We start from the raw sequence: 14,146 nt of genomic DNA on the forward strand, positions 1-14,146 counted from the left end.
CGGCTCCCGAATATAAGTATCGAAGAGTTATTTTCTGACTTCCGTCTTGTCCTTTCGGACGATTGACCGGAGTACTCAGTTTTTTGATTTCACAAGACCGTTTTTTCTCAACGGCGTGCATCGTATTCAATTTTCACAGAGCGTATCGTGTCCATGTCGGTATGGACACAGGTAGAGAGACAATTTTTGTCTCTTACCCCGTATCATCTCTTAGTATAATACAATTTTTGTTGTTCTGTCAAACTGACATGGATTTATACATTTTTCAAGTCAATTTGCCCATGTCACCTGTTTAGACAGAGCCAATTTTTATTATAGCATATTTATAACGGTTATTTCAACTTTCAGATAACAACCCCTGAAATTTTTTTATTACGGATTTTTGTTCAGGGACTTGTTGCTTTTGCTTTGCATTGTGCATTATCAAAAGCGGAGCATTATTATAACATAAATAAAATGAAAAGTCAAATTGGCTATTCATACTCATAAACAGCAGGGTTCCTACATTTGTTGCGAATGGTATTTCTTGAATAGATATGATGGAATTTTAACAATCAATTAGAATTTTTGTATCGAATAAAGACTATCCCTTTGACAATGTATTTTTCTTTTGTGCCTGTGCAGATAGAAGCTTTGTCTGACGATAAATATTGATTATTCCCGTTATAAATACAAATTAATCGTGATATTGGCAAAGGGATTATTTTTTTAATTAATCAAATTGTATATCTCGCATTGTGGAATCTGCATCGCCGGGATAGGTAAATACGCGTATTGCCGTATAGCCTTTTTTGCGAGCAGAAAAAGGCACTTTTATTTTATGTTTTGTATAAGGTTCTACGGTGGCTTTATCAGGGTCTGCCCATGTTTTCTCAATCCATTTTCTTGCAATCCAATTTTTATCGTTGAAGAAAAGAATAATAAAAGTATCGAAGGAATCTAACTCTATTGTGATGGTATCGTTTTTCTTTATCTCATCAAATTGAATTTCAATTCCATATTTGGGAACAACAATTTTTGCTGATTCGTTGGATGTTATTCTTTCTTTTAAATCCTGATATGTTATTTTTTTGAGGTTAGGGAATTGGTAGCGGTCTTTATCTATCAAGTAGTCATACATGCCTAAATTCATTTTGATAATATCCCGCCATCGTTCTATCGTAAATAAGGGACCGCGGGTAATAATTTTTAAATGGTTAAAAAATTCGGCTAAATTTGTATCTTTAATTCTGTTTTCATCTCCTCCTGCGGAATCAATATAACCTTCGGGAATATAGCGCCAGAAATGTCCAATGCGCCAACTGGGACGACAAGCGGCAGGCATTCGTGCTAATAAGGGGTCGGATAGGGCGTTATAATCAATGATATGAGCAACATGACCAGCGAAAAATCCTCTATAACCAACGCTGCCATGGGATTTGGTTATTTTTTTGTTAGCCTGCCGATATTGTCTTCCTTGATTGGCAAATGCATTGCAAGGCATGGGTTTCCCTTTTTCCCAATGAGCCAGACTTGCCACTTGGAAATAGAACATCCGTTCATCGCCGATACCATGTTCATCTTTAAATCCGGATAAATCTTTCCCGAAAGAGCTGCCGGTTAATATCGGGACATGAGGCTGTATGAAACTTGTAATAAGAAATATGCATATCGCAGGGATACCCCGTTTTAATTGGTCTAATTTGGAATATCGAATAAGAAGGATAGTTGCCAAAAGAAGAGGCACACTAAAAAACCTGCCTCCCATAAAATCTCCCCCTATCCAGATAATATAAAAGCCGTATAAAATGATACCTATTACACAAGCCCAAACTTCCTTTTGCCGTTGATAGAAAGGTATAAATAGACTTAAAAACAAAACCAGTAAGGTAATGAAATCTCTTTTCCATGAAAAGGCGTAATACCATAATCCTTGTTTGATTAAATCAATTTTCCATAGTCCTGTGCCTAATTTTGCATAGGCGGTATTCGGGAATGGAAAGCCATAATAAATAATGGAAAATAGTTCCCATAAAATGAGGGGAATAAAACCTAAACAGAGTAGAATAAATCCTTGCTTTTTATTTTCTGTCTGCCACCATGCATAGGCTAACGGAGGGAAATAAAGTAAAATACAGTCCTGACGATTGAGTGTAGCTAATGATGCTATCAGAGAAAGAAGAAATAAATTTTTTAATGTAAATTTTTGGGAGAGGAACAAAATCATAAAAATAACAAGTAATAAATGGCTCATGGGATTTTCCAGGCCGGAAGAAGAGAAGTCTATAAAAGCCCTTGAAAAACCTAATATACTTACAGCAATTAATACTTGTGATAGGTTCTGTGCAATTCCCAGAGTAAGAAGGATTATGGTCAACATAGACACGCCAAATGAAATAAATATGGCGGTTAGAAACATTTCTCGTGTCAGTGCATAAAAAGGAATATGTAAGAGCATCCATAAAGGATGCGTGTAGGCTTGAACGCGTTCGTTTACATTCCAGCGAAGTCCATAACCATTTACTGCATTGTCTACAGTGCGAAAGGAAATATAAGCATCGTCGCATAACCATGCGGTGCGGAGAAAGAGTATTGCAAAAAATATCCAGACCCCCAGAAGGATAATACTTGTTAGAATCCATAAACGCCTTTTGTTGTTTTCCATAAGTTTTCTCTAATTCCTTTTTGCTTATTTGTTCAAAATATACATTACGAAATTATACAAAATTATACTTTACAAATTATTTTGATAGTAGATGGAAACTTCTTATTTCGGAACAGATATTTCGTTGATTGAGCTCTTTGGGGCAGGGAAAAATACGGACTGTATCGTATCCTTCTCTAACAGCGTGTTTTGGAATTTTTAAAGAATAGGTGGCAAATAAAGACCTATCTCCGGTTTCAGGACCTAATTTTATTCGGGTTAGATACTCCTTATTGTTGAATAACAGAATATGAAATTGGTGCCACTTTATTAATTCCAATTCAATATAAGAATCGTGCTTAACTTCTCCCAATCGTATTTCTAAACCTCCTTCTGAGATTTTGATACCTCGATTTTCTTTCAAATTTTGTATTTCTTCTTCCCATTCTTCGTAATATTTCACTTCTGTATCCGCAAATTGATATTTATCTTCATCTATCAAATAATTGTAATATCCTAAATTCATTTTTAAGATTACTTTGAATCGTTCCCATGACCATATCGGGCTACGGGTAATAATACGGATATAATCATAAAACTTTGCAAGGTCGGTGTCTTGTATTTTATTTTCATTACTGCCGGCAGATTCCATATATCCCTCAGGAACATAGCGTATAAAATGACCTATAGCAATTTTGGGATGATAAAGACTGGGCAAATGAGACAGTAATGGGTCTCCAAGTGCATGAAAATCTACAATATGAACAAGGGGACCTGAAAAGAAGCCATAAAAGCCGACACAACCGCGAAGTTTTGTTATCTGTATGTTTTTCTTTCTGTTTTCTCTTCCGTGGTCTGCCCAACTGAATGAGGGCATGGGTTTACCTTTTTGCCAATTTAATAAACTTGACCATTTGTAATAATATTTTCGTTCTGTGGTAATTCCATCTTTTGTAAAAAAACCTCCTTTGCTGTAATCGGCACCTGTAAATATAGGGACATCGGGTCGGGTTAGACTGATTAATAGGAAGGAAAAAGCGATAGGAATGGCTAAGTATTTTTTTGACAAATGTGGAGATTGGATAATAATAATCGTTGCCACCAGAAGAGGAACTGTAAAATAACGACCGCCCATAAAATCTCCGCCTATCCATACGATATAAATGCAATAAAGAAGCACGCCCAATGCTAATGGCTGTATTATTTTTTTCTTTTGGAATAAAGCGTTAATTAATCCTAAAAAAATGACTATGGAAGTAATATTATCTCTGTTCCATGTCCAAAGATAATATCGGAGACCTTGAATAATTAAATCTATTCTTGGGATTTTTGCTCCTAATTTTGCATAGGCGGTATTTGGGAATGGGAAACCGTAATAAACAACGGAAAATATTTCCCAAAGTAATAACGGAATAAAACCAGCACATAGAATAAAAAAATCTTTTATCTTATTTTCGGAGTGCCACCATGCATAGATTAAAGCAGGCAAATAGATGAGGAAACAATCCTGACGGTTTAATGTGGCAAGGCAGGATATAAAGGACAAAAAGAAAAGATGAATTCGGGTAAATTTTTTCGTGAGAAATAAAAAAAGGAAAAGCACCAATAAAAGATGGCTCATCGGATTTTCTAATCCTGAAGATGAAAAATCTACAAATGCTCTTGAGAAACCTAATATACTGGTTATGATTAATACCTGTGAGGTATTTTGTGCCATAAAAAGGGTAGTAAAAATAATGGTTAGCATTGAAATAGTAAAAGATATGAAGATTGGGGTTAGAAACATTTCTTTTGTAAGAAAATAAAAAGGAATATGTAAGAATAGCCATAAGGGATGTGTATATGCCTGAACTCGTTCATTTACATTCCAGCGTAAACCGTAGCCATTTATAGCATTATCGACTGTGCGGAAAGTAATATAGGCATCATCACAAAGCCACGCTGTTCGTAAGAACAGGACTGCAAAAAATACCCAGACACCCATTAAGACAAGAGTATAAGTTTTTCTATTTTTTAATATCTCGTTTGAGTATGTCATACAATACTCACGCATTTTGTCTATTGATGATAAAATAATAGAAAGAGTAAAAGCCATTCTACTTTTTGATAGATAAAATATGAGATAAAATTGTTTTTCTATGAGGTTTCAAGTTAAAATTATCCCTTAATTGATTTAGTTACAACTTTGTTAATAAAAGGAGCAAAGCAATGGCTTTTTGCGAAGAACCGGAAATTTGTGAAGAAGAGAAACCCGCCCAGCAGGAAGGATTATCTCTTCGATTGTTAAAAAATCGTGTCGTTATTGTATCGGGTGAAGTTACTCAGGAATTAGCAGAAAAAATCATTACCCAATTGTTATTGTTAGATTATGAATCTCAAGAGCCGATAACTGTTTATGTCTGTTCTCCCGGAGGACATGTGGACTCGGGATTTGCTATTTATGACATAATGAAATTTGTCCAATCCCCAGTAACGACAATTGGTGTAGGTTGGGTTGCCAGTATTGCTGTACCTATTCTGATGGGGGCTCCGAAAGATAGACGATTTGCATTACCCAACACACGGTTTTTAATACATCAACCCTCAGGTGGAGCGGGAGGACAAGCAGCGGATATTCGAATAGAAGCACAAGAAATTTTGAAGATTCGTGAGAGGATTAATCGCCTTTTGTCCGTGGAAACAGGACATCCCATAGAGAAGATAGCCAAGGATAGTGACCGCAATTTCTGGATGTCTGCGGAGGAAGCCTTAGAATATGGTTTAATTGGAGAGATTATTTCAAGAAGGAAGGGGTAATAGAAAAATAATAAATGGCTGAGAAAGGTTGTGAACAAATTATACCTCTCCAACAATCTTTGAGGTTAAGGAAAATATTTTAAAGTATTGTTATGTATTTTGATAATCGTTCTTAGCTTGATAATTTTTATAGCAGGGGTTCTGATTTTTTCTGTTTTATATTCTGAACCTATGCCGATGTATCCAGAGCGGGTCAACGGAATAAAGATTTCTTCACCTATACCCGTAGTCCCCGGGGAAGGAATGCCTAAAGATTTTTCTCCGATGCGTTCGACAAACAATGTTGACCTTATTAGCATTGGGACAAGCATATTCATGGGCTTCCGCACAGCACCCAGTCATTTTGCATCACCTAATGCAAAGTTATATGTGATGCGGTCTGACGACAAAGGCAAATCATGGGAAAAAGAATTGTGTATAAGCATGAAGCGGGACCTTCGAGAACCACGTTTTTTATATTTCAAGGATAGGTTGTTTTTATATTTTTATACAGGAGGCACCGACCCCCTCCGATTTGAACCGGGATATATCCATTATTGCGAAAGACTGGAAGATGGCCATTGGACAGAACCTCAAGCAATATTTCAACCTGGTTATGTGGTGTGGCGTGTTCGAACCTTGGGGGAACAAGCGTATATGTCGGTATATTATGGATTGGATATATATGGTAAAGGGAACCTTGGTGATGCTCGCCTTTTAATTTCCTCCGATGGTATTCACTGGGAGCCCATTTCTAAAGAACCTCAAATTGACTGTGTTGGAGCAGAAGAAGCAGAATTTGTGTTTGATGACAAAGGAGGAATTGTTGCACTGGTGCGTCTTGAAGTAGGTGGAGGGGCATTAGTTTGTCGTGCTCCTGCGGATAAAATCAATTGCTGGGAGTGCAAATTTACACCTTATAAAGTTGACTCTTCACTTATGTTTACCCATAAAGGACGATTTTTTGTTGTTGGCAGAAGAAATATAGCTGGGCGTTCAGCAAGAGGTAAAGGAATTCTTCCTGAAAGTGTTTGGAATGCGTGGAGCATGGTATTTTATTCTCTCACCCGAAAACGCACTTGTTTATATGAGATTAACCCAAATACTTTGGAATTATATCCTCTCGTAGACCTGCCATCTAAGGGGGATACGGCATTCGCTGGAATTGTTCCCCTTTCTGAAGATACATACTATTTGGTAAATTATAGCAGTCCGTTAGAAGGGTTTGACTTGCCCTGGATTGGGGGGCAATTAATAGAAAGTCGATTGTATGGATTTATTCTCGATTTTTCAGAGGTAAAATAAGGGAGAGAGATAATTAAGATTGTTTTATTCAATCCATTGTTGAACCGATTTTAATGTTTCCAAATAAAATTGATGAACTTCTTTCTTTAAGTTTTTTAAATATTCCATAGGTGTTGGCGTAAATTGGATTTCAGGTAGTAATTGAGGGAGGAGGGAAATTGTTTCATCTGATAAGGTGGAACTACGAACACCTGTAAACAAACGGTAGCGATTTAATATTTGCAAATAAATTCCAAAGGTCTTCTTTAAAAATTGCCACTTCTCTTTATGTTCAGGCAAAATATCTGTCAAAATATTTAAAGCATTGATAACCGAAGAAGTTGCTAATTCAGGACACTGTTCTATCTTTAATCTTTGCCACCAGCGAACAATATATTCTAATTCAGCAGTTCCTCCTTCCGATTTTTTCAAGTTATTCGGACTTGTTTGTTGAACCATTTTTTGTCGTATATTCTCGCTTTTCTGGACATCTTCTCTGGATATAGGGAAATAAAAAGCCAACTTAGTAAGTATTTTTGATATATCCGTAGTCATTACACCTTGTTCAAAGATAATGCGGGCTTTCATTAATGCCATTTTTTCCCAGATGTCTGCTTCATGTTCATAGTATTCTTTTAATTGGTTCCAATTGATTGCCAAAACTCCTTTGGAACCATAGGGACGTAATCGGGCATCAATATCATACAAAATTCCGAAACGGGTAGGTTCTTTAAGTTTTTTAATAATTCGTGATGATACATCTGCAAAATACTCAGAAGGACTAATGGAGGTAGTATCTATTTTATCAGTAGAATTGATATGTTCATCATCATAAACGAATATTAAATCAAGGTCGCTGCCAAAGGTCATTTCTCCACCACCAATCTTACCTAAACCTATTACCGCAAAGGGAAATGGGCTTGTTCCATATTTCTGTTTTGTCTCTTCCAGAGATACAATTGCTATATCCTGTAATATCACTTTAGATAAAAGGGTGAGTTGTTCGCAGACTTCGGCAATAGTGAATTTTCCCAGTAAATCACCTAATGCAATTCGTAACCATTCGGAATCTTTTAGCCGATAATGAGCGGATTCTGGAAATGCAGATTTTTTTAACTCTTGTAACGAAAAATTTAAATAATCTGTATTAACTCTTTGTCCGATTAGTTCTCCTTGAAGGAACACTTCTATGATTCCAGGTTCTTTTATCCATATATTGGATAAAGCAGGAGCGCGAGTGGTCAATGTAACAAAAAAAGAACAGAGGTTGTGATTTTCTTTGAGGAAAGAATAGATAACACCCGGAATTTTTATCTGTGATAATTGGGAGAAGAATTGTGCCAGAGATTTGTCTGGAGAATTAGTTTTACGGAACTCTTCACATAAATAAGGAACAATTTCTATAAAACTTTCGCGAACATGTAAGGAATGAGGTGAATCTTCAGGACCATTTGCCAATAGTCGAAAAATATCTCGTGCTGAATTTACATCCTTAAAGCCGAATTCTTTTAGTTTGTTTAATCCTTCTTTTCCATCGGACTGGGAACTTGTTAAATCGTAAACCCATAGATGACCTGATGCTTTAACGGCGATAAATTGTTCTAATATATTTCGAACTTCTTGCGTTTTTTCTTTATATACACGCCAAAAGGCTTCCCCTGAAATATAACCCAATCGGCGGGCAAATTCATCTAATTCTTTCGGGTCCTGGGGTAAAGCATGTTTTTGTGTTCCGTGTTCAATCTGGAGGCGATGTTCTACTTCTCTTAAAAAACAATAATTTCTTATCAAAGTTTCGGCGTCGAAAGGCTTTAAGTAATTATTTGCCATTAATTTGTAAATGACATCAATGGTATTGGTAATTCTTAGTTCGGGTTTTCTGCCCCCATTTAATAACTGGAGCAATTGAACCGTAAATTCAATATCTCTAATTCCTCCCTTGCCTAATTTCACTTCGTAGTTGGTTTGTCCTTGTTCTGCTACTTGTTTTTCTGCCATCAATTTTGTCTGATGTATATCATCCAATGTTTTATCATCAAAAAATTTCGGAAAAATAAAAGGCCGCATCATTTCTAAAAATTCATTTCCCAGTTCTATATCAGCGGCACAGGGTCTGCATTTTACTAATGCCTGCCGTTCCCATGCACGCCCATATTGATAATAGTATTCCACAGAATTTTCAAGGCTTTCTGCTAAAGCACCCACTTTGCCATAAGGTCGCAATCGCATGTCCACACGGTAAATCTGACCTTCTTCGGTATGTTCCGATAAAAATTTAATAATTTGTTCCCCCAATTTGCAGAAAAATTCACGATTGGTAATTTGTCCTTTATGACCTCCACTTGTTTCTCCATCGCCATCGTAGATGAATAATAAATCAATATCTGAACTAAAATTAAGTTCTCTGCCTCCTAATTTCCCCAAACCCAATATAACAAAACTTGATGGTGATTTTTCTCCTTTTTCTATATCATGTTTTATGGGGGTTCCGTATTGTTGTTTTAAGTAGGTTGAGAGTAAATAAAAGCATAATTCGAGATGTGCATCGGCAAGATTCGAAAGGTCTTCGGTGATGGATTTAACTTCCTGGTGTTCTACAATGTCCCGAGTAGTAATACGGAGAAGTGCTTTCTTGTGAAGTTGTCGGAAATGTATCATGATTTTCCTTAAATTCCAATCATTACCTTCGAAAAGATGATTGCTCTGAAGAAGGCTTATTATTTCGGAAGGGGAACTAATTTTAGAGTAGTCATAACCAAAATACAATAGCCATTCTTGTTTTGTTAAAGCACGGGAAAGAGTTTGCGAAGATAAGATTTCGTCTGCATATTCGGGATGGTGAATAAGAGTATCGGTAACAAATGGGCTTTGTGAAAATATTCTTTCAAAAAATCGCAAGTATTTTGGGGTTCGTAAGTATTTGAATATATGTGTTTCGACAGGTGGAGGTAAATTTTTCAGGTATTGAGTAAAAGCAACGATTACGCGTTCAGGATTAGATGTTTCGTGGAGAAGTAATTCCAATTGGGTTTGCCATTCCTGAATAGGGATAGATGATAAGTAGTTCCAATCTTCTATAATACCTTCGGACAATCTATTTAATATATTTTTGCTTTCCATATTTTTACAAATTATTTTTTAATTTTAGTTCTATGGTAATAAAAAAGTTTTGCTATTTGTTCGCTTGTTCGTAGGATATTGATGGAAGTATTTTTTAACATTTCTTTTTTTGATGTTTCTCCAGTAGAAATAGGGAAAATAGCAACATTTGCTTTTGTCCGACAAGCATCCCAACCTTTTCCCAATCTCCCAACAAGTATAATGACCATTTTATTATACTTTTGAGCAAGGGTTAGAATTTCACCTACAACCTTACCAGAAAAACTCTGGTGGTCTAATTGTCCTTCTCCTGTAATAATTAAGTCAACAGAAGTAAGTTTATGGGTTAAATTAGCAGTTTGGGCTATCCATTGGAAACCGGGAACAAAGTTACCGAAGGCAAAAGCAAATAAAGCCCCTCCCATTCCTCCTGCAGAACCGCTACCGGGTTGTTTTTGAACATCTACTTTCAAATCTCGCTTTATGATATGGGCAAAGTTTCTAAGGGCTTTGTCTACAACAGGACATATTTCTTTTTTTAGTCCTTTTTGAGGACCGTAAACAAATGTAGCCCCATGGGGACCGTAATAAGGATTTTTAACATCACTGGCTATGATAATGGTAGTGTTTTTAATTTGCTCATAGTAACGGGTATTTTTTATACATGTAAGATTTTGTAGTTCTAAAGGTCCTTTCCCAATGGGTTTTCCCTGAGTATTGAGGAGTTGATAACCCAAAGCCTGTGCAATACCTGCTCCCCCATCGTTAATACCAGACCCACCTAAACCTAAAACAATTTGTCTCGCCCCTTTATGAATGGCATGTAAAATAACCTCGCCTACACCATAACTGGTAAAAATTTCTGGCTTCCGTTTACCCGGGGGAACAAGATGAAGCCCAACAATCTCTGCTGTTTCTATAATAGCCGTTTTTGGCTGTGTAAGCCAGCCATATTTGATTTTTCTTTTTTTGCCCATCAAATCGGTAACAACTGTGGTGAAGTATTTTATATTTAAACTCACGGATATGGCATTTAGAAATCCCTCTCCCCCATCAGAAAGAGGACATATAATCAACTCGCTTTCTGGATTAATATTTTTCCATCCCTCTGCGATTGATTTTGCAACCTTTGTAGTATCCAAGGACTCTTTGAATGAATCTGGAGCAATAAGAACTTTCAATCTTGCCATTTTCTTTTACCTTTGTACGAGAATGAATATGTATATTATTACAAACTGCTATTGAACAAAAAATAAATTTTTGAATTGTTAAAACAGCAATTTCAAGAGTGTAGGAAAATATGATATAATTCCTGCAATTTAAAAGTGTATAAATTTTTGTTTTGGGCGTAAATATTAACCCTACGAAATAAGGTAGGATAAGTGTATGGAACCAATTTATATTACTGAAGAAGGTCTACAAAAGTTGCGAGAAGAATTAGCAGAATTAAACAAACAAAAGATTAAATTATCAGAAGTAATAGCGTATGCCCGTTCTTTGGGTGATTTGAGTGAAAATGCGGAATATCATGCTGCAAAGCATGAGCAGGGGCTTTTAATGGCGAAAATCAATGATATTGAAGATAAAATTGCACGGGCTGTAATTATTGATACCACACAAATGGACACATCCGAAGTGAGGTTAGGAGTAAGTGTGCGTGTGCTAAATGAAAAGTTAAGAAAAGAAATTACTTACACCATAGTAAGTCCTGTGGAAGCGGATTTATCGTCGGGTAAATTATCAACACAATCACCCGTGGGTCAGGCATTGTTAGGGAAAAAAGTTGGGGATGTAGTTGAAGTAAATGTTCCCGCAGGAACATTGCGACTTAAAGTTCTTGAAATTTTACCTTCACAATAATCTTAAGGAATATTTTGATGCCCAAAAGAAATGACATTAAAAAGATAATGATTATAGGTTCGGGCCCTATTGTTATTGGGCAGGCATGCGAATTCGATTATTCTGGAACACAGGCATGTAAGGCGTTGCGGGAAGAAGGTTATGAAGTTATATTGGTGAACAGCAATCCGGCTACGATTATGACAGACCCAGAAATGGCAGATAGCACTTATATTGAACCGTTAACTGTTCCCTTTCTGGAAAAGATAATTGAACGAGAGAAACCGGATGCTTTACTTCCTACAGTAGGAGGACAAACAGGACTTAATTTATCCGTTGCGTTGGCGGATGCAGGGATATTAGAAAAATATGGCGTTCAGATGATAGGTGCTAATGCACAAACAATAAAAAAAGCAGAAGACCGTGGCTTATTTAAAGAGGCAATGATTCATTGTGGGCTGGAGGTACCGCGTAGTCTGGTTGTCCATCACATTGATGAGGCAATGGGGTTCGGAGGAGAGATTAATTATTCTGCGGTAATTCGTCCTGCGTTTACATTAGGCGGGACGGGAGCAGGATTATCTTTCAACAAGGATGAATATGTGTCGGCTATTCAAAAAGGATTGGAGGCAAGTCCGATTCATGAAGTTTTAGTAGAAGAGTCCGTTATCGGCTGGAAAGAATATGAATTAGAAGTAATGCGAGATTTAAAGGATAATGTAGTTATTGTATGTCCAATTGAGAATGTAGACCCGATGGGCGTTCATACAGGTGATAGTGTTACCGTTGCACCGGCACAGACACTGACGGATAAAGAATACCAGATAATGCGAAATGCGGCAATTGCCATTATGCGGGAAATTGGTGTGGATACGGGAGGGTCTAATGTTCAGTTTGCTGTTCACCCTCAAACAGGACGAATGGTGGTTATAGAGATGAATCCACGCGTATCGCGAAGTTCTGCATTGGCTTCTAAAGCGACCGGATTCCCAATAGCGAAAATTGCGGCAAAATTGGCTGTTGGCTATACTCTGGATGAAATACCTAATGATATTACCAAAGAGACACCTGCTTGTTTTGAACCCACGATTGACTATGTGGTTACAAAAATACCGCGTTGGGCTTTTGAAAAATTTTCAGGTGCAGAACCAATATTAACGGTTCAAATGAAAAGCGTTGGTGAAACAATGAGCATTGGAAGAACATTTAAAGAATCACTCCAAAAAGCCATACGCGGATTGGAAATTGGTAGGTTTGGTTTCGGTGGAGATGGGAAAGCAAAGCCTCTCACAAAAGAACCCCATTCACAAGTAGAAAAAGACGCCCTTTTGCGGGCTTTACGAACACCATCACCTCATCGGTATTTACATTTAGCGGAAGCTATTCGACTTGGAGCCACTGTTGAGGAGTTGCATGAAATAACAAAAATTGACCCGTGGTTTATCCGTCAGATGGAAGAGATTGTGGAGGAGGAAAAGAATTTAATTGAATTATCTCCCGAAATCAATTCTTACATCAATACTAACTCCAAAGAAGCAAAGAAAAAAGAATTTCTAACAAAAAGGATAAAAAAAGCCAAGCAATATGGTTTTTCAGATTATCAGCTAGCAAGATATTGGAAGTTAAATGAATTAAATGTAAGAAATTTACGGAAAGAATTGGGGATTGTTACAACTTATCGGCTTGTAGATACATGTGCGGCTGAATTTGAGGCCTATACTCCCTATTATTATTCAACTTATGAAGATGAGGATGAAGTGCAACTTGCCAATAAACCGCGAATAATCATTTTGGGAGGCGGACCAAATCGAATTGGACAGGGAATTGAGTTTGACTACTGCTGTGTGCATGCGGTTTTTGCTCTCAGAGATATAGGATACGAAGCCATTATGGTGAATTGTAATCCAGAAACTGTCTCCACAGATTATGATACATCCGACCGTTTATTTTTTGAACCGGTAACATTTGAAGATGTAATGAATATCATTGAGCGGGTTCAGCCTCAGGGGGTTATCGTTCAATTCGGTGGACAAACTCCGTTGAACATAGCCCAACAATTAGAAAAGGCAGGTGCTCCGATTATTGGCACATCTGCATGGAATATTGCCCGTGCAGAAGACCGCAAACTTTTCCGTGAAGTGGTGGAGAAACTGAATCTTTTGCAACCGGAAAACGATACAGCCCGTTCGTTTGAAGAGGCTTTGCAAATTGCAGAACGGATTGGCTATCCCGTAGTAGTAAGACCTTCTTTTGTATTAGGGGGTCGAGCTATGGAGATTGTCTATGACACAAATGCACTTCAAAGGTATATGGAATATGCCGTAGAGGCATCGCCAGAACATCCCATATTAATTGATAAATTTTTAGAGGATGCTATAGAAATTGATGTGGACGCTATAGCAGATGGAGAACGGGTCATTATCGGTGGCATCATGCAACATATTGAAGAGGCCGGGGTTCACTCTGGCGATAGTGCTTGTATTTTACCTCCTTATGATTTACCTGCCGATATAATTGAAACGATTA

Annotated in this window: 8 protein-coding genes; 4 read left to right on the forward strand and 4 right to left on the reverse strand. The window is 37.1% G+C overall.

The features are described from left to right. Nucleotides 1-712 precede the first annotated feature (712 nt). On the reverse strand, nucleotides 713-2,644 hold the full coding sequence (locus PLA12_10080) for a hypothetical protein (GenBank protein ID HOQ32846.1): 1,932 nt from the start codon (nucleotides 2,642-2,644) through the stop codon (nucleotides 713-715). Nucleotides 2,645-2,720: 76 nt separating this feature from the next. Continuing rightward, on the reverse strand, nucleotides 2,721-4,661 hold the full coding sequence (locus tag PLA12_10085; protein HOQ32847.1) for a hypothetical protein: 1,941 nt from the start codon (nucleotides 4,659-4,661) through the stop codon (nucleotides 2,721-2,723). A gap of 170 nt (nucleotides 4,662-4,831) precedes the next feature. Between PLA12_10085 and PLA12_10090 the strand changes: the two genes are divergently transcribed. Continuing rightward, entirely contained in the window at nucleotides 4,832-5,419 is a 588-nt protein-coding gene (locus tag PLA12_10090; GenBank protein ID HOQ32848.1) for an ATP-dependent Clp protease proteolytic subunit, read from the forward strand. A gap of 87 nt (nucleotides 5,420-5,506) precedes the next feature. Next, on the forward strand, nucleotides 5,507-6,703 hold the full coding sequence (locus PLA12_10095) for a hypothetical protein (protein ID HOQ32849.1): 1,197 nt from the start codon (nucleotides 5,507-5,509) through the stop codon (nucleotides 6,701-6,703). Nucleotides 6,704-6,727: 24 nt separating this feature from the next. On the opposite strand, the gene glnE is transcribed toward PLA12_10095, so the two are convergent. Beyond that, complete coding sequence (gene glnE / locus PLA12_10100; protein ID HOQ32850.1) at nucleotides 6,728-9,802, reverse strand: bifunctional [glutamate--ammonia ligase]-adenylyl-L-tyrosine phosphorylase/[glutamate--ammonia-ligase] adenylyltransferase; 3,075 nt, start codon at nucleotides 9,800-9,802, stop codon at nucleotides 6,728-6,730. Between the two features lie 11 nt (nucleotides 9,803-9,813). Continuing rightward, nucleotides 9,814-10,971: a glycerate kinase gene (locus PLA12_10105; GenBank protein ID HOQ32851.1), complete on the reverse strand. Its 1,158-nt coding sequence runs from the start codon at nucleotides 10,969-10,971 to the stop codon at nucleotides 9,814-9,816. A 196-nt stretch (nucleotides 10,972-11,167) separates the two neighbouring features. On the opposite strand from PLA12_10105, the gene greA reads away from it, so the two are divergent. Then, on the forward strand, nucleotides 11,168-11,641 hold the full coding sequence (greA, locus tag PLA12_10110; GenBank protein ID HOQ32852.1) for a transcription elongation factor GreA: 474 nt from the start codon (nucleotides 11,168-11,170) through the stop codon (nucleotides 11,639-11,641). Between the two features lie 17 nt (nucleotides 11,642-11,658). Beyond that, nucleotides 11,659-14,146 (forward strand): carbamoyl-phosphate synthase large subunit (gene carB, locus PLA12_10115; protein HOQ32853.1); only part of this gene is annotated, 2,488 nt, incomplete at its 3' end.

Source organism: Candidatus Hydrogenedens sp. (genome assembly GCA_035378955.1).
In the GTDB taxonomy this organism is placed as follows: domain Bacteria; phylum Hydrogenedentota; class Hydrogenedentia; order Hydrogenedentales; family Hydrogenedentaceae; genus Hydrogenedens.

Bases quoted from the DNA above. Each gene is read 5' to 3' on its own strand.
- PLA12_10080 (HOQ32846.1), bottom strand. From the start codon at position 2,644: ATGGAAAACAACAAAAGGCGTTTATGGATTCTAACAAGTATTATCCTT.
- PLA12_10105 (HOQ32851.1), bottom strand. From the start codon at position 10,971: ATGGCAAGATTGAAAGTTCTTATTGCTCCAGATTCATTCAAAGAGTCC.
- PLA12_10085 (HOQ32847.1), bottom strand. From the start codon at position 4,661: ATGACATACTCAAACGAGATATTAAAAAATAGAAAAACTTATACTCTT.
- PLA12_10090 (HOQ32848.1), top strand. From the start codon at position 4,832: ATGGCTTTTTGCGAAGAACCGGAAATTTGTGAAGAAGAGAAACCCGCC.
- greA (HOQ32852.1), top strand. From the start codon at position 11,168: ATGGAACCAATTTATATTACTGAAGAAGGTCTACAAAAGTTGCGAGAA.
- glnE (HOQ32850.1), bottom strand. From the start codon at position 9,802: ATGGAAAGCAAAAATATATTAAATAGATTGTCCGAAGGTATTATAGAA.